At 67.5% G+C, this 22,236-nt stretch carries 25 protein-coding genes; 15 read left to right on the top strand and 10 right to left on the bottom strand.

Features of this window, described 5'->3' with window-relative positions; all coding sequences use genetic code 11:
- Window positions 1–17: 17 nt before the first annotated feature.
- The gene (locus AC3A6F_RS12025; protein ID WP_487680947.1) at window positions 18–407 is read right to left on the bottom strand and encodes a group III truncated hemoglobin; all 390 of its coding nucleotides are present in this window, start codon (window positions 405–407) and stop codon (window positions 18–20) included.
- Window positions 408–412: 5 nt separating this feature from the next.
- Window positions 413–1,612 carry an NnrS family protein gene (locus AC3A6F_RS12020; protein ID WP_487680945.1) on the bottom strand — a complete coding sequence of 400 codons (1,200 nt, stop codon included), beginning with the start codon at window positions 1,610–1,612 and terminating at the stop codon, window positions 413–415.
- 224 nt (window positions 1,613–1,836) lie between these two features.
- On the opposite strand from AC3A6F_RS12020, the gene AC3A6F_RS12015 reads away from it, so the two are divergent.
- Window positions 1,837–2,460: a PEP-CTERM sorting domain-containing protein gene (locus tag AC3A6F_RS12015; RefSeq protein ID WP_487680943.1), complete on the top strand. Its 624-nt coding sequence runs from the start codon at window positions 1,837–1,839 to the stop codon at window positions 2,458–2,460.
- 1 nt (window position 2,461) lies between these two features.
- On the opposite strand, the gene AC3A6F_RS12010 is transcribed toward AC3A6F_RS12015, so the two are convergent.
- Window positions 2,462–2,995, bottom strand: a complete 534-nt coding sequence (locus AC3A6F_RS12010) for an ankyrin repeat domain-containing protein (protein WP_487680941.1) — start codon at window positions 2,993–2,995, stop codon at window positions 2,462–2,464.
- A gap of 65 nt (window positions 2,996–3,060) precedes the next feature.
- On the bottom strand, window positions 3,061–4,269 hold the full coding sequence (locus AC3A6F_RS12005; RefSeq protein WP_487680939.1) for an MFS transporter: 1,209 nt from the start codon (window positions 4,267–4,269) through the stop codon (window positions 3,061–3,063).
- A gap of 106 nt (window positions 4,270–4,375) precedes the next feature.
- Here AC3A6F_RS12005 and AC3A6F_RS12000 point away from each other — a divergent pair, with 106 nt between their 5' ends.
- Both AC3A6F_RS12000 and AC3A6F_RS11995 read left to right on the top strand, forming a co-directional pair.
- Window positions 4,376–5,290, top strand: coding sequence for a LysR family transcriptional regulator (locus tag AC3A6F_RS12000; protein WP_487680937.1), 915 nt, complete (start codon window positions 4,376–4,378; stop codon window positions 5,288–5,290).
- Between the two features lie 69 nt (window positions 5,291–5,359).
- Window positions 5,360–5,737 (top strand): Rap1a/Tai family immunity protein, encoded by a 378-nt coding sequence (locus tag AC3A6F_RS11995; RefSeq protein WP_487680935.1) that lies wholly within the window; start codon window positions 5,360–5,362, stop codon window positions 5,735–5,737.
- Window positions 5,738–5,753: 16 nt separating this feature from the next.
- Here AC3A6F_RS11995 and AC3A6F_RS11990 read toward each other — a convergent pair whose 3' ends face one another.
- From AC3A6F_RS11990 to AC3A6F_RS11970, 5 genes are all read right to left on the bottom strand, one after another.
- Window positions 5,754–7,904, bottom strand: coding sequence for a TonB-dependent receptor domain-containing protein (locus AC3A6F_RS11990; protein WP_487680933.1), 2,151 nt, complete (start codon window positions 7,902–7,904; stop codon window positions 5,754–5,756).
- 178 nt (window positions 7,905–8,082) lie between these two features.
- Window positions 8,083–8,550 (bottom strand): EAL domain-containing protein, encoded by a 468-nt coding sequence (locus tag AC3A6F_RS11985; protein WP_487681296.1) that lies wholly within the window; start codon window positions 8,548–8,550, stop codon window positions 8,083–8,085.
- 20 nt (window positions 8,551–8,570) lie between these two features.
- Window positions 8,571–8,951: a response regulator transcription factor gene (locus AC3A6F_RS11980; protein WP_487680931.1), complete on the bottom strand. Its 381-nt coding sequence runs from the start codon at window positions 8,949–8,951 to the stop codon at window positions 8,571–8,573.
- Between the two features lie 75 nt (window positions 8,952–9,026).
- On the bottom strand, window positions 9,027–9,683 hold the full coding sequence (locus tag AC3A6F_RS11975) for a response regulator transcription factor (RefSeq protein WP_487680929.1): 657 nt from the start codon (window positions 9,681–9,683) through the stop codon (window positions 9,027–9,029).
- Between the two features lie 20 nt (window positions 9,684–9,703).
- A complete protein-coding gene (locus AC3A6F_RS11970; RefSeq protein ID WP_487680927.1) occupies window positions 9,704–11,197 on the bottom strand; it encodes a sensor histidine kinase in 1,494 nt (497 codons plus the stop codon).
- A gap of 229 nt (window positions 11,198–11,426) precedes the next feature.
- On the opposite strand from AC3A6F_RS11970, the gene AC3A6F_RS11965 reads away from it, so the two are divergent.
- From AC3A6F_RS11965 to AC3A6F_RS11950, 4 genes are all read left to right on the top strand, one after another.
- The gene (locus tag AC3A6F_RS11965) at window positions 11,427–13,049 is read left to right on the top strand and encodes a HAMP domain-containing methyl-accepting chemotaxis protein (RefSeq protein WP_487680925.1); all 1,623 of its coding nucleotides are present in this window, start codon (window positions 11,427–11,429) and stop codon (window positions 13,047–13,049) included.
- 265 nt (window positions 13,050–13,314) lie between these two features.
- Entirely contained in the window at window positions 13,315–13,626 is a 312-nt protein-coding gene (locus AC3A6F_RS11960) for a c-type cytochrome (RefSeq protein ID WP_487680924.1), read from the top strand.
- 214 nt (window positions 13,627–13,840) lie between these two features.
- A complete protein-coding gene (locus AC3A6F_RS11955) occupies window positions 13,841–14,542 on the top strand; it encodes a pirin family protein (RefSeq protein WP_487680922.1) in 702 nt (233 codons plus the stop codon).
- An 88-nt stretch (window positions 14,543–14,630) separates the two neighbouring features.
- The gene (locus AC3A6F_RS11950; RefSeq protein WP_487680920.1) at window positions 14,631–15,014 is read left to right on the top strand and encodes an OsmC family protein; all 384 of its coding nucleotides are present in this window, start codon (window positions 14,631–14,633) and stop codon (window positions 15,012–15,014) included.
- On the opposite strand, the gene AC3A6F_RS11945 is transcribed toward AC3A6F_RS11950, so the two are convergent.
- Window positions 15,011–15,943, bottom strand: coding sequence for a LysR substrate-binding domain-containing protein (locus AC3A6F_RS11945; protein WP_487680919.1), 933 nt, complete (start codon window positions 15,941–15,943; stop codon window positions 15,011–15,013). The genes AC3A6F_RS11950 and AC3A6F_RS11945 overlap by 4 nt on opposite strands.
- A gap of 162 nt (window positions 15,944–16,105) precedes the next feature.
- Between AC3A6F_RS11945 and AC3A6F_RS11940 the strand changes: the two genes are divergently transcribed.
- The 8 genes from AC3A6F_RS11940 (at window position 16,106) to AC3A6F_RS11905 (ending at window position 22,231) form a co-directional block, all read left to right on the top strand.
- On the top strand, window positions 16,106–16,378 hold the full coding sequence (locus AC3A6F_RS11940) for a XapX domain-containing protein (protein ID WP_487681295.1): 273 nt from the start codon (window positions 16,106–16,108) through the stop codon (window positions 16,376–16,378).
- A 33-nt stretch (window positions 16,379–16,411) separates the two neighbouring features.
- Window positions 16,412–17,098, top strand: a complete 687-nt coding sequence (locus AC3A6F_RS11935; protein ID WP_123070156.1) for a hydrolase — start codon at window positions 16,412–16,414, stop codon at window positions 17,096–17,098.
- A gap of 100 nt (window positions 17,099–17,198) precedes the next feature.
- A complete protein-coding gene (locus AC3A6F_RS11930) occupies window positions 17,199–19,067 on the top strand; it encodes an amidohydrolase (protein WP_487680918.1) in 1,869 nt (622 codons plus the stop codon).
- Window positions 19,068–19,111: 44 nt separating this feature from the next.
- Window positions 19,112–19,753, top strand: a complete 642-nt coding sequence (locus tag AC3A6F_RS11925) for a YoaK family protein (RefSeq protein WP_487680917.1) — start codon at window positions 19,112–19,114, stop codon at window positions 19,751–19,753.
- Between the two features lie 9 nt (window positions 19,754–19,762).
- On the top strand, window positions 19,763–20,338 hold the full coding sequence (locus AC3A6F_RS11920) for a TMEM175 family protein (protein WP_487680916.1): 576 nt from the start codon (window positions 19,763–19,765) through the stop codon (window positions 20,336–20,338).
- 65 nt (window positions 20,339–20,403) lie between these two features.
- Complete coding sequence (locus tag AC3A6F_RS11915; protein WP_487680914.1) at window positions 20,404–21,036, top strand: response regulator transcription factor; 633 nt, start codon at window positions 20,404–20,406, stop codon at window positions 21,034–21,036.
- A gap of 129 nt (window positions 21,037–21,165) precedes the next feature.
- Window positions 21,166–21,630 carry a Rid family hydrolase gene (locus AC3A6F_RS11910; protein ID WP_487680913.1) on the top strand — a complete coding sequence of 155 codons (465 nt, stop codon included), beginning with the start codon at window positions 21,166–21,168 and terminating at the stop codon, window positions 21,628–21,630.
- 121 nt (window positions 21,631–21,751) lie between these two features.
- Window positions 21,752–22,231, top strand: a complete 480-nt coding sequence (locus tag AC3A6F_RS11905) for a helix-turn-helix transcriptional regulator (protein ID WP_487680911.1) — start codon at window positions 21,752–21,754, stop codon at window positions 22,229–22,231.
- The last annotated feature ends 5 nt before the right edge of the window (window positions 22,232–22,236 follow it).

The raw sequence follows: 22,236 nt of genomic DNA, 5'->3' as shown, positions 1-22,236 counted from the left end.
CTGAGCGCAGGCCTGCTTCAGGCGGCCCGGCCGAACAACCCGATCTGCAGGCCGCGCGCCATGCCGCGCGCCGCGTCGACCAGGGCGTCGGCATCGGCGGGCGCGAACAGCGCGCCGGCCGTCTCTTCGAACAGGGTCAGCCAGCGCGCGAAGTGCGCCGGTGTGAGCTGGGGCATGGCCTGGTGCTTGCCGAAGACGTTGCCGCGAAATTCGCGAGCCTTGAGCATCGCGGTACTCCAGAACGACACCATGCGCTCCTTGTGGTGGTCCCATTCGCCGTCCGGGATCGCGCCGGCGAACACGGGACCGAGCAGCGGGTCGCGCCTGACCTGGTCGTAGAAGACGTCGACCAGCACGGCCAGGGCCGGGCGATCCAGAGGCAGGGGAAAGGCGTCGCGTGCGCTCATCGCCATTATCCGGGTTTGCCGTCGAGGCGCGGACTGGCCAGCCAGGGGCCGTAGCGCAGCAGGTAGATGACGAAGGCCAGCGACCACAGTGCGGCCGACAGCGCCAGCGTGTGGCCGCGCGCGGGACCATCGAACAGGTTAGCGGCCAGCCGTGCGGCCACCGCCAGCGGCAGCAGCGCGAACATCGCCACCTCGGGGCGCTCCGCCTGCAGGGTGCGGCCGGTATGGCCACGCGCGGTGCGGGTGATCATGGCGCCGATCATGCCGGTCATGGCGCCGGCCGCCAGCAGGTGCAGGGCTGCGCTGCCCGAGACCACCCCGACGCGAGCCAGGCCCAGGGCCAGCAGGCCCGCCACCAGCATCGCATACGACAGGTGGAACGACCACAGGAGCGGCGTGCGCAGCGTCGACAGTGGATCCCACAGGATGAAGCGTGCGCCGTTGAGCACCGCCGCAATGGCACCCGCCGCCAGGATCGCCCAGCCGCGCGCTCCGGTCAGCCAGCACAGGGCCAGCACGGCGATCGAGACGATGCTGGCCAGGTCGAGCCGCGGCAGGCTGCGCGCGCGGCTGCCGGGCGCGCCATTACGGGTGAACATGGGGCCGACCCGGCCGCCGATGACCGCCACCAGCAGCACCAGCAGCAGGATCGCGCCATGCACGGGCGTCACCGGCGAGACCGCCAGCACGCCATGCATCGCCAGGTGGAAGACCAGGTTGCACACCCCCAGCAGGGCGATCACGAGGCAGATCGGCAGGTTGCGGCGGTTGTCGGCGCGCAGCAGCAGGCGCAGGATCACGCCCGCCACCGCGAACAGAAAGGCTACGTCGACCACGGCATACAGCAGCGGCGGCGCGCCAAGGGCGGCGCAGCGTCCCGCGATCCACAGCAGCACCAGGGCCTGCAGGCTGCGGCCGCGCGGTGTCGGCAGGCCGGTCCAGTTCTGCGCCGCGGTCAACAGAAAGCCGGCGACCACCGCGACTGCGAACCCGAACACCATCTCGTGCACATGCCACAGCAGGTCCACCGGCCCCTGGGGCAGCAGGCCCAGATAGGCCAGCAGCCAGGCCGGCACCGCTGCCGCGGCGAAGGCGGCGGCCAGCAGGTAGAAGGGGCGAAAGCCCAGCCGCCACAGCGGGGCGTCGCCGGACGCCAGGCCGGGCTGGGAGTGGCGAGGCAGATCGGTAGCAGGGTTGGCGCGCATGCGGACCTCCTGATGAAGATGTATTCAAGATACATCAAAATCCGGCTCGGCGGGACCTCCTTTCGACCTAGTCCGAACGGATGAGTTGTCGAGAAATTTAACACTCGCCTCGTGTGTATTTACAATGCACGAAAAATCTTTTGATAAATCAGTGAGTTGCCGTCGGATGGTTCACAGGCCCGGTTCTTGCTCATCCATGGTGAGTAACCATGAGGAGCTTGTCGATGTTGCGTATCACCCCGTTGTTGTTCGTGGCCGCGCTGCTGGCCCAGCCGTCGCAGGCCGCCGTGACGTATTCCTGGCAGCAGGTCGAGGCCTCCGATTCGATGCCGCCCGGCCTAAACCTGGAGCTGGTGTTTTCCGATGCGGCGGTTGCGCAGGGCAGCCTCTACCTCGATTTCACGAATATGTGCGACCTGGACGGACCGTGCCTGAATCCCCAGGACAGCCTGCTGTCGCTGCGCTACTGGTACGAAGAGCCGTTCTCGGGCGATTACCGGCATAACTACATCGACTACGGCTATCGCCAGCTGCCGCAGCACTACTATGACAAGATCAAGCTGGACGTGACCTTCCTGCCCGGCGGCCTGCTCAGCGGCGACATCTTCGCCACCGACGGTAATTCGCACTTCACGCTGGGCAGCGCGGGCAGCCTGTTCACGGTGCTAGACGCGCACAGCGACGAGCCGTTCGGCTGCGCCTACGACAGGCCGGCCTGCTCGGGCTCCAGCGGTCTGCTGGTCGGCGAGCCGAAGAAGGGCGAAGTGCCCGAGCCGTCCAGCGTACTGCTCACCGGCCTGGGCCTGGCGGCGGCCTGGCTCTCGCTGCGCCGGCGCCCACGGCGCTGACTCAGACGGCCGGCGCCAGCAGCGCCGCGGTGTCGGCCGCACCCATGCGCTGCGCCGCATCGTGGGCGCTGACGCCGTCGGCATCGCGCCGTGACGGGTCGGCGCCGCGTTCGATCAGCAGGCGGGCAATCTCGACCCGGTTGAACATCGCGGCGAACATCAGCGCCGTCTTGCCCGCCGGTCCCGCATGGTCGGCGATGGCGCCGTGGTCAAGCAGGAGCTTCGTCACCGCCAGGTCGCCCTTGAAGGCGGCGCCGTGCAGCGGCGTCTGGGATGCGTCGTTCATCAGTTGCGGATCGGCGCCGTGCTCCAGCAGCACGCGCGCTGCATCGTGGTGGCCGTGGTAGCAGGCCAGCATCAAGAGACTGTCGCCGCGCTCGTTGCGCAGGTTCGGCGGCAAGCCCTGGGCCAGCAGCGCGCCGAGCGGTTCGGCCTCGCCGGCGCGGGCGTGCTGGAACACCTTGCGCACCCATTCGAGGGTGGCTTCGTCGAGTTCCGCCGGCGCGGCCGGCGGGGTGGTTTCGTTGGCTTGCATGCTGGCCCCGGGAGTCATTGTGATGCTTGATTAAAGCACATCCGAGGCGGCCACGCAGGTGCGCTTCAGGCTTGCTGGCGGCTGGCCGTGTGCTCGGCCGCTTCCCACAACCAGGCTGGCAAGGCCAGCGCAGGCAGCAGCATGCCGGTCACCAGCGCCGCATGCCAGCCATATTCGGCGTAGATCCAGCCGCCGAGGGCCGAGCCGAGCGCGCCGCCGGCGAAGAACAGGGCGAAGTACAGGCCATTGAGGCGGCCGCGGATCTCGGCGCCGAGGGCGAACAGCGCGCGCTGGCCCAGCACCAGGTTGGCGGCGACGGCGGCGTCGAGCGCGATGGCAGCCAGGGCCAGCAGGCCGAGCGCCAGCGGCTTGGAATCAGGAGCGAACAGTGGCAGCATGAAGCTCAGTGCACCGACCGCCAGCGCGATCGCGGTAGCGCCCAGGGTATGGCCAGCATCGGCCAGGCGGCCGGCGATCGGCGAGGCCACCGCACCGGCCATGCCCACCAGGGCGAACAGCGCGATGCCGTTCTGGCTCAGGCCGAAGTCCGGGCCGGCCAGGGCTTGCGGCGCCACGGTCCAGAACAGGCTGAAGGCGCCGAACAGGCCGGCGTGGTACAGCGCCCGGCGGCGCAGCACGGCGGTATTGGCCAGCACTGGCCACAGCGAGGCGATCAGCGCGCCGTAGCGCTGGGTGGCGACCGGCCGGCGCTGCGGCAGCTTGAAGTGCAGCACCACGGCCAGCAGCAGCACCAGCGCCGCGGCGATCCCGAACACGGCCTGCCAGCCACCGAAGCCGGCCAGCACGCTGGCCACCGGCCGCGCCACCATGATCCCCAGCAGCAGGCCGCTGACCACCTTGCCCACGGTCTGGCCGCGCGTCGCCTCCGGCGCCAGATGGGCCGCAAACGGCACCAGCACCTGGGCCACCACCGCGCCCAGGCCGATGGCCAGGGCGGCCAGCAGGAACTGCCAGGCCGCGCCGGCATTCGCGGCCAGCGCCAGCGCGGCGCCGGTGGCGACCAGGCCGCTCACGATCAGGCGCCGGTTCTCGATCAGGTCGCCCAGCGGGACGATGAACAGCAGGCCGATGCAGTAGCCGATCTGGGTGAGGGTAACGACCAGGCCGGTGGCGCCTGCCGGCATGCCGAGGGCGGCGCCGATCGGGCCGACCAGCGGCTGGGCGTAATATAGGTTGGCGACGATGATGCCGGCGGCGGCGGCCAGCAGCAGCGTCATGCCGCTCGATATCTGTGTTTGGGTGCTTGTTGTCATGGCGTGTTCCTCGATGGGGTATGTGAACGGTTCCATTCTAGGCAGGCATGCGCTAAAGATAATTAGGGCATAATGCCCACATACAATTCATTTAATGTGAACAATCATGGACAAGGTCAAGGCGATGCAGACCTTCGTGCGGATCGTCGAGGCCAACAGCTTCACGAAGGCCGCCGAATCGCTCAACCTGCCGCGCGCCTCGCTGACGGCGACCATGCAGAACCTCGAGCGCCACCTGGGCGCCCAGCTCTTGCAGCGCACCACGCGCCGGCTGTCGCTCACACAGGACGGTGAGCGCTACTATGAACAATGCGCCGCCATCCTGGCTGCGATCGATACCGCGGAAGCCGATTTCCTGGGCGTCGACGGGCGCCGCATGCAAGGACGGCTGCGGATCGACCTGCCAGGCGCCCTGGGCCGCGCCATCGTGCTGCCGCGACTGGCCGAATTCCGCCGCGCCTGGCCCGGCATCGACCTCTCCATCGGCATGGGCGACCGTCTGGTCGACCTGACCGGCGAGGGCATCGATTGCGCGCTGCGGGTGGGCCAGTTGCAGGATTCCAGCCTGGTGGCGCGCCGCATCGGCCTGATGCGCTTCACGATCGCGGCCACGCCCGGCTACCTGGCGCGGTGCGGGGTGCCGGCCTCGCTCGACGAGTTGGCGGGGCACGACGGCATCGTTCATTTCTCGGGCCGCACCGGGCGCGCCTTCGACTGGGAGTTCGAGGAAGCCGATGGGGTGCGCAAGGTCGCCGTGAAAGGCGGGGTCTCCGTCAACGACGCCGACGCCAACCTGATTCTCGCGCTGCAGGGCCTGGGCCTAGCCCAGCTGGCGCGCTACCAGCTGCGCGGCCAGGAGGGCCGGCTGGTCGAGGTGTTGCCGGTCGTTCGCCCGACGCCGATGCCGGTGTCGCTGCTGTATCCGCAGGGACGCATCGCCAATCCGCGCCTGCGCGCCTTCGCCGATTGGCTGGCGGGGGTGTTCGAGGCCGACCCGGACCTGCGGCTGGCGCACGATTGAGGGTCCGCAAGCGGCGGCGGCGGACGCCACCGCACCATGGGGCGCCGAATGTCACGACAGGAGATCCTCATGAAAGCCGGCGCCTGGATAGCGCTCGCGTCCTGCATGCCGGCCGGCGCGCTGGCCGCGATCCCCTATGTGTATCCGTTCAATGCCATGACCGGCCAGGAGGTGGTCGAGCATCGGCTCAAGGAGCCGAAGACCCAGCTCGATTACATCAACCGCGAAAAGGTGGACGCCTACCTGAACGGCATCAAGGATGCCGGCCATGGCCGCGAATGGTGCCTGGCCCGGCCGGTGCTGCCGCAAGAACTGAATGTGGCCGTGGTGCGCCGCCTGAAGGCGACGCGCAAGCCGGCCGAACTGAAAGAGAACGCGGCGCCGCTGGTGCTGGCCGAGCTGCGCCGGCGCTTTCCCTGCTTGACGCCAGGCAAGAAGAAGCGCTGACCGGACTACCCCTGGATCAGAAGTCCACGTTCATCGACAGCCACAGGCGGCGGCCATCCATATTGTTGACGTACACGCTGGTGTAGATCGGCGTCGCCGTCGGCGTTTCGCGGTAAGGACGGTAGTCGATGAAGTCCTTGTTCAGCAGGTTGTAGACCGCAGCATTGAGCGTGACCGCCGGCGTGATCTGGAAACTGGTGCCCAGGTGCAGCATGGTGTAGGCCTTGTAGTCGCCCAGCTGCGCCTTGGTGGCGCGGGAAGACGCCGAGGTGCCAGGATCGCGGAAGCGCTCGCTGCGGTACTCGGCGCGCAGCCAGGAATTCCATTGCGGCGAGATGTCCCAGGTGAGGCGCGCATTGACCGCATGTTCCGGCGTGTCGGACAACGGCTTGCCCTCGTTCGGGCCGCTCTTCTGTTCGCTGTCGGTATAAGTGTAGTTCGCGCTCGCGGCCCAGCCGGCGGCGAGCGGGAAGCGTGTCGCCAGTTCCACTCCGCGGGTCACCGCCTCGTCGACGTTGGTCGACTGGCCGAAGGCGTCGACGTTCGGCCAGTTGCCGAAGCTGACGCAACCTGGACGGTTCGGCGCATTGCGGAAGTCGCAGTTGAGCAGGCCGGTGCCGCTGGTGATCTTGTCCTTGAAGTCGTTATTGAACACAGTCGCGTTCGCGGTCCAGCCGGCGCCATTGTCGAAGTAGGCGCCCAGCTCGGTCGTCACGCTGGTCTCCGGTTTCAGGCCCGGGCTACCGACGAGGGGAATCGTGCCCTGACCACCGAAGCCGTTGATGCCCGGCGACAGCTGCTCGACGCGCGGCGTCTTGTAGCCCTTGCTGACGCCACCCTTGACGGTCCAGCGCGGCGAGGCCGTCCACACCAGGTAGCCGCGCGGGCTGGTCTGGCCGCCGAAGATGCTGTGGTCGTCGTAGCGCGCCCCCAGGGTCAGGGCCAGGCCCTCATGGAAGCGCCATTCGTCTTCGAGGAACAAGGCTTCCTGAGTGAAGGCGAAGGTTTCCGGCGCCACGCCATCGACCATTTCGGCATCCCAGTGCTGGGCGCCGATCGTGGTCAGGTGGTTGCCCCATGGGACCAGCAGCTTGGTGTCGAACACCTTGCTCTCGACTTCCAGCGTGCGCGGGGAGCCGGCAACCGCGCCCGGCGTGCCCGGCGGGATGGTGCGGCCATTGGTCTCGGTCTTGTTGACCATATAGCTGCTGTCCCAGGTGCCGAACGGCAGGCGCGCATTATAGGCGGCCGTGTACTGGTCGCGGCTGTATTTCTGGATCGGACCGTAGCCGCCTTGCACGCCCAGGGTGCCGAGCTGGCCGGCCGTATTGTCGTACTTCTGGCGCGTGGCGTCGGCGTCGAGCGTCACCTCGTGGTAGCGGTTGGGCGTGAAGGCCAGGCGCGCACCGAGGTTGCGCACGGTGGATTCGACCGGATTGGCGTTCTGGCTCGGGGCGCGGGTCTGGCCCTCGTAACTGACATTGGCGGCGTCGCGGCGCTGTGCGCTCCCGCGCAGGGCCAGGCCCAGCACCTCGCTGGCGATCGGGCCGCTCAGGTAGAACTTGCCGGCCTTGACGTCGCCGAAGGCCGATTCTTCCTGCGCCGTGTAGTCGGCCGACACCGAGCCGTTCCACTGCTTGCCGACCTTGCGCGTGATGATGTTGATCACGCCGCCCATCGCGTCCGAACCGTACAGGGTCGACATCGGGCCGCGGATGATCTCGATGCGCTCGATGGCGCTCACTGGCGGCATGAAGCTGGTCGAGGTGCCGCCGAAACCGTTCGGGGTCACGTTACCGGCCGCGTTCTGGCGCCGGCCGTCGATCAGGATCAGGGTGTAGTCGCTCGGCATGCCGCGCACGCTGATGTTCATGCCCCCGGTCTTGTCGCCGGCAGCCGCGACGTCGATGCCTTCCACGCTTTCCAGGGCCTGGGCCAGGTTGCCGAAGCGTTCCTTTTCGAGCTGATCGCGGGTCAGCACGGTGATCGAGGCCGGCGCTTCGCGGATGGTCTGCTCGAAGCCGGAGGCCGAGATGACGACGGTCGCCATGTCGGCCGGGGCGGCGTCGACGCTCACGTTGGCATGGGCGGCGAAGGGCAGGGCGCCGATGGCGAGGCTGAGCAGGGAGCGGCGCAGCAGCGGCGCGTGGTGGATAGGTGTGGGCATCTCGGTTCCGTTGTTGTTTTAGGACTGTGTAATTACAGCTGTAAATTTATGTAAAGAGGTCTGATCGGCAACATTCTAAACACAAATACGAATCATTCCTATTCTTATTTGTGACCAGGTAGCAAGAATGCGACGAGGCGCCCCGGCCAAAAGGCCGGGAACATGGCGAGGACGGTGATCAGGCCGCGCGGGCGGCGGCGTCGAGATGGTAGCGATGCATCAGTTCGGCGGCCGGCATGGGCGCCGCGAACAGATAGCCCCGGAAACGCTCGCAGCCAAGGCCGCGCAGATGGCGCCATTGTTCGGCGCTTTCGACGCCTTCGGCCACCAGGTCCAGCCCCAGGCTGTCGGCCAGGTGCACGATGGCCTGCACGATGCCGGCGGCGCTGGGATTGGCCAGCATGTCGCGCACGAAGGACTGGTCGATCTTGAGCTGGTCCAGCGGCAGTCGGCGCAGGCAGTTGAGCGAGGAATACCCGGTGCCGAAGTCGTCCAGCGCGAAGCCGATGCCGCAGGCGCGCAGGGCGCCGATGCGCCCGGCGATGTCCTCGGCGTCGTGTACCGGCATGCTTTCGGTGAGCTCGAACTTGAGCAGGCGCGGATCGGCGGCTGCGCTCGAGCCTTGCCTGCCATCACACCTGAGTATGGTCGGGGATTAGGAGAATCTCAGTAGATCGGGGTGTCGGGCGACAGCGCCGATTCGATGCAGCGGATCATGATGTCGCCGTCGAAGGGCTTGCCCAGGAAGCAGCAGGCGCCGGCGGCAAAGGCGCGCTTGCGCAGCGCTTCCTCGGGGAAGGCGGTGATGAAGATCATGGGCACCGTGTGACCTTCGCGGCGCAGGCGGTCCTGCAGCTCGACGCCGTTCATGCCGGGCATCTGGACGTCGGTGACGACCACGGCGCTGGCCTTGACGCCGCCGGCCTCGATGAACTGCTCGGCCGAGCCGAACAGCGCGGCGGCGAAGCCGAGCGAGCGCACCAGGCTGCCGAGCGCCTGGCGCACCGAGTCGTCGTCGTCGATGATGGAAATGGTTAACTGTGACACTGGGCGCTCCGGTTCAGGAGGCGAAAGGCATCCTGTTCTCGCAAGCAGGATAGCGGCATTCCCGGCCGCGCGACATCATACCCGGGTATAGGATCCGGGTCGCGCTTGCGCCACGTCCAGGCCCAGCGCCTCGGCCATGCGCACCAGGTCGGCGAAGGTCTTGGCCTGCATCTTGCGCATCGCGTTCGCGCGGTGGATCTTGACCGTGATTTCGCTGGTGCCCACCTGGCCGGCGATCTGCTTGTTCATCAGCCCGCTCGCGGCCAGGCCCATGATCTCGCGTTCGCGCGGCGTGAGGCCGGCATAGCGCGCCGCCAGTTCGTCTGCCGCGCGCGCACTGGCGCGCCGCTCGCCGTCGCGCGCCAGCGCCGCCGCCACCGCGTCGAGCAGGTCCTGCTCGCGGAACGGCTTGGCCAGGAAGTCGATCGCGCCCGCCTTCATCGCGCGCACCGTCATCGGGATGTCGCCGTGGCCGGTCATGAACACGATCGGCAGGCCGATCCGGCGCCGCCCCAGCTCGGCCTGGAAATCGAGACCGCTGGCGCCCTGCAGGCGCACGTCGAGCAGCAGGCAGCAGGGACCGTCGGGCAGCGCGCTGGCGAGGAATTCGGCGCCCGAGGCGCAGGCCACGGTCTGGAAGCCGCAGGAGCCGAGCAGGCTCGCCAGCGCGGCGCGCAGCGACGCATCGTCGTCGACGATGAAAACCGTCGGCGCGCTTTTTTTTGCGCTCATGTCTGCGCTCACATCTGCGCTCAAGCCGTCGCCCCCGTGACGGCGGGCGCCGTCTCATCGACCGTCAGCGCGGCGCAGGGCAGCGTGAAAGCCAGGGTCGCCCCCGGTCCGGCATCGGCCACGGCGCGGATGCTGCCGCCGTGGGCCTCGACGATCGAACGGCAGATCGCCAGGCCCATGCCCATGCCGTCGGCCTTGGTGGTATAGAAGGCCTCGAACAGGCGGCCGGCCTGGAGCTCGCTCAGGCCCGGACCGCTGTCGGCCACCTCGATCTCGGCCTGGCCGCCGTCCAGGCGCGTGGACAACACGATGCGTTGCTGGCGCCCCAGCCACTCCGGCGCTGCGCCGTCGATCGCCTGCATCGCGTTCATCAGGAGGTTGATCACGACCTGCTGCAGCTGGACTGCGTCGCCTTCGACCGGGGGCAGGCCGGGCGCCAGGTTCAGTTCGAGCACGATGCGGTGGCTGCTCAGTTCGCGCTGGACCAGGGCCGCGGTATCGCGCAGCAGGGTATTGACGTCGAGCGGCTGGCGCTGGGCCTCGCCCTTGCGCGCCAGGGCGCGGATACGCTTGATCACTTCGCTGGCGCGGCAGGTGTCGGCCAGGATCCGGTCGAGCGCCAGGCGCGCTTCCAGCAGGTCGGGCTCGGGACGGTTCAGCCAGCGCAGGCAGGCGTTGCCGTTGGTGGACACCGCCGCCAGCGGCTGGTTGACTTCGTGCGCGATCGAGGCCGCCAGTTCGCCCAGGGTGGTGACGCGGGTCGCGTGCGCCAACTGGGCCTGGGTGCGGTGCAGCGTCTCGGCCGCCTCGTGGGCGGCGCTCACGTCCATCAGCGCGCCCAGGTATTCGAACTGCCCGCCGTGGACCGCCGCCAGGCGCGCGATCATGTGCACGTGCTTGACCGTGCCGTCCGGCATGCGCAGGCGGTGGCGCAGCTCGATCGTCGCCTCGCCTCGGTCGGCGCGGGCGATGACGTCATCCAGCAGCGGCAAGTCGTCGGGATGGGTGCGTTCGCGCACCAGCGCCGGCGTGGGCGTGACGTCGAGCCCGACGCCATAGATGCGCGCGGCTTCTTCCGACCAGTGCATCGCGCCGCTTGGGGCCTGGAAGCGGAAGCTGCTGGTACGGCTGATGCGCTGGGTGCTGGCGAGGAAGGCCTCGGACAGGCGCAGCGACTCCGAGCGCTGGCGCAGCGCATCGGTGGCCGCCATGCCGGCCATGGCCAGCACCGTGGTGATCGCGATCGCGGCGACGCTGACCAGGCAGCGCGCCATCGGGCTGGACACCACGCCGTGGTGGGTGAGGGCGAAGGCGCCCACCGTCAGCGCCGCGCAGGCGACGCCGGTAAGCAGCACGCCGCGGCGCGACCAGACGCTGGTGGCGCACAGCACCACCACCACGTACAGCACCGCGATGGCGATGTCGAGCGCCGTGAAGGCGTCGACCGCGAAGATCGCGAGCGTGAGCAGCACCACCCCGGCGGCGCGCAGGTTCGAACCCGGTGACTGGAACATGTCCTCTTTCTTTTGTTATAGGCGGCGCTCGCCGCATCCCTTGTCCTGGTCTTTCGACCATCTGGAGTATATGGCAAGTAACCTGCTGGCGGGAGTGGGCCGGCATTAAACCAAGGTATAGCTAGCCGATACCAACATCGCATGGTGGGGCCGGGCTTGCCTGCATATCATCAGTTCCAGGCACCGATCCGGGCCCCGAGCGCGGCCCGCAACCTGAGAAGGATAATGAATGATGAAATGGTTCCAGGACTTGAAAATCGCCACCAAGATCATGCTGGCCATCGCGGCGATGGCGGCGCTGATGGTATTGCTGGCCGCCTTCGGCGTGGCCCAGATGGGCAAGCTGCACGCGGTGGTGGGCGAGATGCAGTACAAATGGCAGCCCAGCGTGAGCGGGATCCTGCAGATCAAGGGTTCCCTGCTGCGCTACCGCACCTACGAGGTGCAGCACGTGCTGTCCGACGGCGACGCCGACCATGCCAATTACGAGTCCGAGATGGCGCGCCAGATGGCCACCCTGCGTTCGCAGCTCCAAGCCTACCGCGGCCTGGCGCTCCCCGGCCCCGAGCGCGACACGCTGGCGCAATTCGAGGCGTCGCTCAACGCCTACCAGGATGTGGCGGGCCAGGTGGCGGCGCTGTCGCGCGCCGGCGACAAGGCCGCGGCGCGCACGCTGCTGCGCGGAGAATCGCGGCGGCATAACTTTCGCAGCGTCGACCTGGTGAACCGGTTGGTCGACCTCGACCAGGCGGGCAGCGCGGCCGCCGCGGCGCAGGCCGAGGCGGTCTATCGCCAGGCCCACGCGCGGATCGTCGCTCTGCTGGTGGGCGCGGTGATCGGCGGCGGCCTGCTGGCGTACTGGATCGCGCGCCTGATCGCGGCGCCGCTGCAAGAAGCGGTGGCGATCGCCGGACGCGTGGCCCAGGGCCGGCTCGACGGCGAGATCGTCGCCCGCGGCAACGACGAAACGGGCCAGCTGCTGGTGGCGCTGGCGCGCATGCATGCGCGGCTGGAGGACATGGTGCGCCAGATCCGCGCCGGCGCGGTGCACGTCGAGCGGGTAGCGGGCGACATCGTGGCGGGCAGCCGCGAGCTGGCCCAGCGCGCAAGCACCCAGGCAGCGACGCTGGAGGAAACCGCGGCCACGATGGAAGAGATGAGCGCCACGGTCGCCAACAACGCGGCCAACGCGCTGCGCGCGAGCGAGCTGGCCGCCAGTGGCGCGCGCGCCGCGGTCGATGGCGCCGGCGCGATGGCGGAAGTGGGCGCCACCATGGACAGCATCAGCGAATCGGCCCAGCGCATGTCGGGCATCGTGGCCGTGATCGACGAGATCGCGTTCCAGACCAATCTGCTGTCGCTGAACGCGGCGGTCGAGGCGGCGCGCGCCGGCGAGAGCGGGCGCGGCTTCGCGGTGGTGGCCGGTGAGGTGCGCCACCTGGCCACCCGCAGCGCCGCTTCGGCGCGCGAGATCCGCCAACTGATCGAGGAAGCGCTGGCGCGGGTGCACGCCGGGGCCCGGGTGGCGGGCGACGCCGGCGCGGCGGTGAAGGAGGTCGCGGCCGGCGCCGGCCAGGTGGCGGCCATCATGGCCGAGATCAGCGCCGCCTCGCGCGAGCAGAGCACCGGCGTCGAACAACTGAGCCGCTCGCTGGTATCGATCGACGAGGCCACGCGCCACGACGCCGACCTGGCCGGCCAGTCGCTGGCCTCGACCGCGGAACTGGAACGGCAGGCGGTCGGCCTCGGTCGCCTGGTCGCGGCCTTCCGCCTGGCCCCAGCGGCCAGCGTGCCGGCCCTGGAAGAGGGGCGGCGCGGTGCGCGCAGGCTGGCTGCGCCGCAACCGGCGTGACGGCGCCGCACTCACCTTGGCTGGAGGCCGCCATGCGTCCGAGTCAATACCTGCGCATCGCACAGATGGCCGCCGCGGTCATGCCGGTCGCGTGCGGAGCGGCCGCGATCGTCGTCCATACGCCCTTGCCGCAACTGGCGATCCTCGCCTCGTGGGGTCGCAGTCGCGCGGCATTGTCGGCTATCATGCCGGGTGCGTCAGGGACGAGGCTGTCGGTCCCTGGGCACAGCGCCCCATTGTCATTACAGCCCATACAGGAGCACCTATGAAGAACACCATGATCCTGGCCGCGACCTTCGCCGCCGCCGCCGCGATGCCCGCGGCCCACGCCAGCGCCGACCTGGCGAAGGCCAAGGCCTGCATGGCCTGCCACACCGTTGCCTCCAAGCTGGTCGGCCCGTCCTACAAGGATGTCGCCACCAAGTATGCGAAGGACGCCGGCGCCGAGGCGCGCCTGGCGCTGAAGATCCAGAAGGGCAGCAGCGGCACCTGGGGTCCGATTCCGATGCCGGCCAATCCGCAGGTCAGCGATGCCGAGGCGCAGACGCTGGCCAAGTGGATCCTGGCGCAGAAATGACGGAGAGCGGCGCCAATGTGCGCCGCTTTTTTTGAAGCTGTCTTTATCATCGAAAATTTCGATCTTAAGCCCAGAAATTATCCGTTTTTCAAGCCCGGCCAACCCGCGCATAATGACTCCATCGCATCGAACACCAAGCAGACATAGAAGTGGCCCGCAAGGCTGCGGAGAGTCGAGCGGTTCGATGATACTGAAACCACGAAAGGAGCACATCATGTTGAACGTACGTAAAAGCAATGAACGCGGCGGCGCAAGCTTTGGCTGGCTGGACTCGAAGCACACCTTCTCCTTCGGCCACTACCACGATCCGAAGCATATGGGCTTCGGTCCGCTGCGGGTCATCAACGAAGACAAGGTGCAACCCGGCCGCGGTTTCGATTCGCATGGCCACCGCGACATGGAGATCATCTCCTATGTGCTCGACGGCGCGCTGGAACACAAGGACAGCATGGGCAACGGTTCCGTGCTGCGCTACGGCGACGTGCAGATCATGAGTGCGGGTTCGGGCGTGGTGCACAGCGAGTACAACCACTCCAAGACCGAGGGCGTGCACTTCCTGCAGATCTGGATCATGCCGAACGTGGGCGGTGCCGAACCGCGCTACGAAGAAAAACACTTCGACACGGCCGACAAGACCGGCAAGCTGCGCCTGATCGGGTCGCCCGACGGCCGCGAAGGTTCGGTCTCGATCCGCCAGGATGCCGCCCTGTATGCGACCATCCTCGATGGCGAGGACGAAGTCGAACATACTCTGGGCGCCGGGCGCCAGGCCTATGTCCATGTGGTGCGCGGCCAGGTGACGGTCAATGGCATCGCCCTGGAAGGCGGCGACGCGCTCAAGGTCACCGGTGAAGAAGCAGTGACCCTGGCCCAGGCCGCCGGTGCCGAAGTGTTATTGTTCGACCTGCCTCAGTGAGCAACCATAAGCAACCATAAGCAGCCATGTAGAACGCCGTCCCGCCAGCGGGGCGGCGCCCGGATCCCCACGATAACAGGAGACGACGATGCAAGTAACGACCACCCGCGGCAACGATAAACTGCAATACAAGATCAGGATCGGCAAGCACGAGCTGATCGCCGACGCGCCGGAAGCCTTCGGCGGCGACGACAGCGGGCCTGAACCGCACGATCTTCTTGCCGCGTCCCTGGCCGCCTGCACCGCGCTGACCGTGACGATGTACGCGAAGCGCAAAGGCATGCAACTCGACGACGTGCGGGTCGCCATCGACCACGCCCAGCAAGACGGCGCCTACGAACTGCGCCGCCACATCGAATTCGTCGGCCAACTGAGCGATGAGGAACGCGCCCGCCTGCTCGACATCGCCAACAAGTGCCCGGTCCACAAGACCCTGTCCGGCACAATTCATATCCACACCGAGGCTGTCTAAGCCTCGGCCGGCCCCGCACAGGGGTCGGGCAGCATGCGGGCGAATGCGCCACCCGTGCGCATCCGCTCGATCCACCACTTGAGCGCGGCGCCATCCTCGCCGCTGCGCCAGGCGAGATAGAAAGTCTCGTCCGCCTTCGGTTCCACCACCTGTTTTTCGATCAGCAAACCCTGGTCGATGGCCGGTCGCGCCCATGCTTCCGGTAGAAAGCCGAAGCCGAGGCCCTGGACCTGGAACTCGTACTTGGTGCGCATATCGGGCACTGCCAGCGTCTCTTGCCCGAACAGCAGGCCGACGGTGCGCGCGCCCAGCACCCGCGCCGAGTCCGAAACCGAGATCGCCCGGTAGGGCAGCAGGTCGGTCTTGTCGAGGGGATGTTCTAGCAGCGCCAGCGGATGGTGCGGGGCGACCGTAAACACGAAGGCGCTGGTGCCGAGCGGTTCGGCGGTATAGCCGCCGCCCGACGGGCCTTCGCCGGCGGCGCCCACCAGCAGGTCGACGCGGCGGTCGAGCAGGGCGTCCCAGGTGCCCGACAGCGACTCACGGACGATGCGCAGCCGGGTCTGGTCGGCCACGTCATAGAAGGCTTCGATGTCGGGCTGCAGCGCGCCGCTTGATAACACCGAATCCATGCCCAGGGCGATCTCGGTCTCCCAGCCCGAGGCCACGCGCCGCACCCGCGATTCGAGGTCGCCGGCGGCGCGCAGCAGGTAGCGGCCTTCCTTGAGCAGTTCCTGGCCGGCGGCGGTGAGGGTCACCTTGGGGCCGAAGCGGTCGAACAGGCGCACGCCCAGGTCGTCCTCGAGCTTGGAGACCGTGTAGGAGATGGTCGAGGGAACGCGAAACAGTTCTTTCGCGGCCCCAGCGAAGGAGCCGCGGCGGGCGATGGTTTCGATGATCTGGAGGGCATCGAGGCTGAGCTTGAGCAATTGTAGGTCCCGTGGTGCGTGATGGCGCCATGGTAGCGCCAAGGCGCGGAACAAACCAAGCCCCCGGGCTTTGAAAATAGCAATCTGATTCTATCGCCGCGGCGATGGTCTAACGATACTGGAATGAACGGGCGCCGATTTGGCGCCTCCCGCAAGGAGGAGCTGGACATGTATCTGATTTCACTGGGCGCCGGCATCCTGGCCGGCCTGTTGTACGGCCTGATCAACGTGCGCTCGCCGGCGCCGCCCGCCATCGCCCTGATCGGCCTGCTCGGCATGCTGATCGGCGAACAGATCGTCCCGGTGGCCAAGCGCCTGATCGAGGGCGCTCCGATCACCGCCAGCTGGTTCGCCAGCGAATGCAAACCCAAGATCACCGGCGTGGTCGCCAAGGCGCCGGAGCCTGGCGGCAAGGACGGCCCGCGCCACGGCTAATCCTCAAATTTTCATCACCAAAAGGAGAACATCATGAGCAATCCAAAACTCGAAGTCCTGACCCCGCAGAATTCGCAGCTGATCGTCATCGACCACCAGCCGCAGATGGCCTTCGGCGTGCAGTCGATCGACCGCCAGACCCTGAAGAACAACGTCGTCGGCCTGGCCAAGGCGGCCAAGGTGTTCAACATCCCGACCACGATCACCACGGTCGAAACCGAATCGTTCTCGGGCAACACCTACCCGGAGCTGCTGGACGTGTTCCCGGGTCACCAGATCCTGGAGCGCACCTCGATGAACTCGTGGGACGACCAGAAGGTGCGCGACGCGCTCAAGGCCAACGGCCGCAAGAAGGTCATCGTGGCCGGCCTGTGGACCGAGGTGTGCAACACCACCTTCGCCCTGTGCGCGATGCTCGAAGGCGACTACGAGATCTATATGGTGTCGGACGCCTCGGGCGGCACCACCAAGGAAGCGCACGACATGGCCATGCTGCGCATGGTGCAGGCCGGCGTGGTGCCGGTGACCTGGCAGCAGGTGCTGCTCGAGTGGCAGCGCGACTGGGCCCACCGCGACACCTATAACGACGTGATGAAGATCGTCACCGAGCACTCGGGCGCCTACGGCATGGGCGTGGACTATGCCTACACCATGGTGCACAAGGCCCCGGCGCGCGCCCAGGGCACGCACGAGGTGCTGGCGCCCGTTCCAGCCCGCTGAGGTCTACTGAAGTTCTCGCCGCCGCACGCCCTCCAAAGCGCGCGGCGGTTGCCGCAAACCCGCCGGGCGCGTCACGCCCGGCGACATTTGGAGTACACGCATGAACCAAGCACAGTCCACCCCACCGCTCATCCTGATCAACGGCTGCTTCAACACGGTCGACCGCGAACAGCCCCAGGCCAGCGCCGTCGCCATCCAGGACGGACGTTTCCTGGCCGTGGGCGACACCGACTACGTGATGCGCCACCGCCGCGACGGCAGCCAGGTGATCGACCTGAACGGCCGCACCGTCGTGCCGGGCCTGAACGACTCGCACCTGCACCTGATCCGCGGGGGGCTCAACTACAACCTGGAGCTGCGCTGGGAAGGCGTGCCTTCGCTGGCTGACGCCCTGCGCATGCTGAAGGAACAGGCCGACCGCACGCCGAATCCGCAGTGGGTAAGGGTGGTGGGTGGCTGGAACGAATTCCAGTTCGCCGAGCGCCGCATGCCGACCCTGGACGAGATCAACGCCGCCGCGCCCGATACGCCGGTGTTCATCCTGCACCTGTACGACCGGGCCTTGCTCAACCGCGCGGCCCTGCGCGCGGTCGGCTACACGAAAGACACGCCGAATCCCCCGGGCGGCGAGATCGTGCGCGATGGCGCCGGCAACCCGACCGGCATGCTGATCGCGCGGCCGAACGCGATGATCCTGTACGCGACACTGGCCAAGGGCCCCAAGCTGCCCTACGACCTGCAAGTGAACTCGACCCGTCAGTTCATGCGCGAACTGAACCGCCTGGGCCTGACCAGCGCGATCGACGCCGGCGGCGGCTTCCAGAACTACCCCGAGGACTACGCCGTCATCGAGCAACTCGACAAGGCCGACCAGCTCACGATCCGCATCGCCTACAACCTCTTCACCCAGAACAAGGGCAAGGAGCTGGAAGACTTCCAGCGCTGGACCGGTATGGTGACGCCGGGGCAGGGCAGCGACTACTACCGCGCCAACGGCGCCGGCGAGATGCTGGTGTTCTCGGCGGCCGACTTCGAGGATTTCCTGGAGCCGCGTCCGGACCTCGATCCCGGCATGGAAGACGAGCTGGAACGCGTGGTGCGCCACCTGGTGGCCCAACGCTGGCCGTTCCGCCTGCACGCGACTTATGATGAATCCATCTCGCGCATGCTCGACGTGTTCGAGAAGGTCAACCGCGATATCCCGTTCGACGGCCTGCACTGGATGTTCGACCACTGCGAGACCATCACCCAGCGCAATATCGACCGCGTCGCCGCGCTCGGCGGCGGCATCGCGATCCAGCACCGCATGGCCTTCCAGGGCGAGTATTTCGTCGAGCGCTACGGCAGCGCGGCGGCCGAATCGACGCCGCCGGTGAAACGGATGCTGGAAACCGGCGTCCCGGTCGGCGCCGGCACCGACGCCACCCGCGTGGCGAGCTACAACCCGTGGACCTCGCTGTACTGGCTGGTGACGGGCCGCACCGTGGGTGGCCTGCCGCTGTACGGCACCGCCGGCCACCTGCCGCGCCAGGTCGCGCTCGAACTGTGGACCGCGGGCAGCGCCTGGTTCTCCAACGAGCAAGAGCGCAAGGGCCGCATCCGCGAAGGCATGCTGGCCGACCTGGCGGTGTTGTCGCAGGATTTCTTCAGCATCGACGCCGAAGAGATCAAGGCGATCGAATCGGTGCTGACCGTCGTTGGCGGACGCATCGTGTACGGCGCCGCTGAATTTACAAGTCTTGGGCCGCCGCCGATTCCGGTGTTGCCCGAGTGGTCGCCGGTGAGCAAGGTGCCGGGCCACTGGCGGAAGGTCGAACCGCAAGCGCAACAGATGGCCTTGCCGCACCAGTGCAGCGGCCCATGCGGCGTGCACGCCCACAGCCATGACAAGGCGCGTCGGTCGAGCATGCCGGTGTCGGATTTCAGCAGCTTCTGGGGCGCGCTGGGTTGCAGCTGCTTCGCGTTCTGATGATGGCCGCTACTCTTGTTCCATCTCGCCTGCAGGGTTTCAATATGGGCTTCCTCGGGGGCTATGTCGACACCCTGGGCTTCATCGGCCTGTTCGGCCTGTTCACGGCCCACGTCACCGGCAATTTCGTGCTGCTCGGCGCTTCGCTGGCCGACCCGGCGAACATCCCGTCGCTGCTGAAGATCCTGGCCTTCCCGGCCTTCATCCTCGGCATCGCCGCGGCGCGCCTGCTGGTGGCGTCGTGCGAGCGGCAAGGCAGGGATGCGCACCGGCCTTCGTACCTGCTGCAACTGGTCCTGCTGATCGGCTTCATGGTCTGCGGCATGCTGTCCGAGCCGGTGGCGCGCGACATGTCGACGCTCGCCATGGCGGCGGGCCTGCTGGGCACCGCGGCCATGGGCGCGCACAGCGCGGCCAGCAAGCTGCTGCTGGCCCACCTGGCGCCGACCTCGATGATGACCGGGAACGTGACCCAGCTGGTGATCGATACCGTCGACCAGCTGCGCGGCGCCGGCGACGCGGCCACCACGGCGCGCTGCAGCAAGTTCTTCTGGCCGCTGTTCGGCTTCGCAATTGGCTGCGCGGCGGGCGCCTTCCTGTTCCTGGCGTTCGGCTTCGTGGCGCTGATCGTGCCGGTGGCGATCCTGTGCCTGCACCTGGTCAGGCCCAGCCTGGACCAGGCATAGGAAGGACATATGACCAAGACCCGCCTGGAGGCGTTCAGCGACGGCGTGATCGCCGTCATCCTCACCATCATGGTGCTGGAGCTGACGCCTCCGCACGGCACGACCCTCGGCGACATGCTCGCGGTCGTGCCGGGCTGGTTGCGCTACGCCCTGAGTTTCGTCTATGTCGGCATCTACTGGGTAAACCACCACGCACTGTTCGAGCGCGTGGAACGGGTCGACTGGGCGACGCTGTGGGCCAACCTGCATCTGCTGTTCTGGATGTCGCTGATCCCGTTCGTGACCGCCTGGGCGGCCGAATACCCGACGGCGCCGGCGCCGGTGGCCCTGTACGGCGTGGTGCTGTTCCTGTGCTCGGTGTCCTTCATGCTGCTGTCGTGGCGCCTGGGAACGCTTGCCGGCCTGGATCACGCCCACACCTGGCAGAACGCCAAGAACCGGCTGTCGCTGGCCATGTACGCGCTGGCGGTGGGGGTGTCGTTGTGGCAGCCGCCGCTGGCGGCGCTGATCCACGTGCTGCTGGCGGCGCTGTGGCTGGTGCCGAACAGGCTTGAACGTCATCCGACCTCACGCAGGCCGCGCTGACTGGACGCCACGTGCCGGCGCTGGCATCATGGCCGTCGCCGGCGAAGAACAAGAAGAGGAATCCCGTGAACAGTCAACAGCGCACCATCGACGTCCTGATCGCCGACGACCATCCCCTGATGCGGGAAGGAATCGCGGCTGTGATCGCCAGCCAGCCCGATATGCGGGTGGTGGGCGAGGCCGCCGACGGCCTCGAGGCGGTCGCGCTTTACCGCAAGCTGCGGCCCCACGTCACCCTGGTCGACCTGCAGATGCCGCACTTGAACGGCATGGATGCGATCGCCGCGATCCGCGCCGAATTCCCCCAGGCCTGCCTGGCCATCCTGACCACCTTCCGCGGCGACGCCCGCGCCATGCAGGCGATCAAGAGCGGCGCCCAGGGCTATCTGCTCAAGAGCTCGCTGCGCAAGGAACTGACCGACGCCATCCGCGTGCTGGCCGCCGGCCACCGCTACATCCCGTCCGAAATCGCCGGCGAGCTGGCGCGCCACCTGGGCCAGGAAAGCCTGACCGTGCGCGAGCTGCAGGTGCTGGAGCTGATCGCGCGCGGCAACGGCAACAAGCAGATCGGCGCCGCCCTGAACCTGTCCGAAGACACGGTCAAGGGCCACCTGCGCAGCATCATGGACAAGCTGGGCGCCAATAACCGCACCCATGCCGTGACGATCGGGATCGAGCGGGGTTTCCTCGAAATCTGATCTGGATCTTCCGCGACAGTAGTTTCCTGCAAGACGGCTGCGTAATGCCTTTGTCAGAATCGTTCACGGTTGCGCTCTGGGATTCCCGGCGCGCATATCGCCTTCACCAACGAACCGGGAGCACGCAGCATGGGCAAGAACTTTACACTTAGCAAGAAAACCGCCAACCACGGCGTCCCGTGGGAGTCCATCTATGGCTACAGCCAGGCAGTGCAGGTCAAGGACGTGGTCTACCTGTCCGGCCAGCTGGGCCACGACAAGGACGGGCAACTCGTCGCACCGGCGCCGCTCGACGCGCAGGGGCGCCCACTTGACTTCCGCGGCATGGAAGAGCAGATGCGCCAGACCTACCGTAACGCCATCGACCTGCTGGCCCGGTTCGGCGCGACGCTGGACGACGTCGTCGAAGAAACGCTCTACGTGCTGGACGTCGATGCCGCCTTTGCCGTGGCAGGCAAGGTCAGGAAGGAGTTCTACGGCATGGACCAGCCGCAATGCGCCAGCAACCTGATCGGCGTCACCCGCCTTGCATTGCCGCCACAACTCATTGAGGTAACCTTCCGCGCCGTGCTCGCGGACGCCGGCGCCGCCTGACGCGTGCTCCCCCCCACTTTAGTGGGGGTATGCGGGGGCTCTATCTTGTCTGTGCAACATCTTCAGTCGGCGGCAACATGCTGTCCAGATCGTCTCGAACACGACCACCCTGGAGAGCCCCATGCAGACCGCGCCATCGATCCCCATCGCCATCCCGTTCCGGCCCGTAGCCGAGCACCGAGCCGCCGATCCTTCCCACGGCGGCCTCCCGCGCTGGCAGGTCAGGCGGGTCACCGACTACATCGACGCCAACCTGGGCGCCACCCTGCGCACGGCCAGCCTGGCGGCGACACTGGGCCTGAGCGTGAGCCATTTCACGCGCGCCTTCAAGCACAGCGTTGGCGTGCCGCCGCGCATGTACGTGATCCGGCGCCGGCTGGCGGCAGCCTGCGAAGCGATGGTCAACTCGGACACGCCGCTGACAACTATTGCCCATGCACACGGTTTCTGCGACCAGTCGCATTTCACACGCACCTTCCACGAGGTGATCGGCCTGTCGCCCCATGTCTGGCGCTGCCTGAACCGGCCTGGCTTGGCCATCGATCCGTACGAAAGCGAACAGAAGCGCACTATTGAACTGGATATGGTGGAGACTGCCTAACCAGT

The organism is Massilia sp. Soil_C_3, assembly GCF_057657035.1.
Note: the sequence above shows the minus strand (reverse complement) of the source record. Positions and strands in the feature narration are given on the sequence as shown.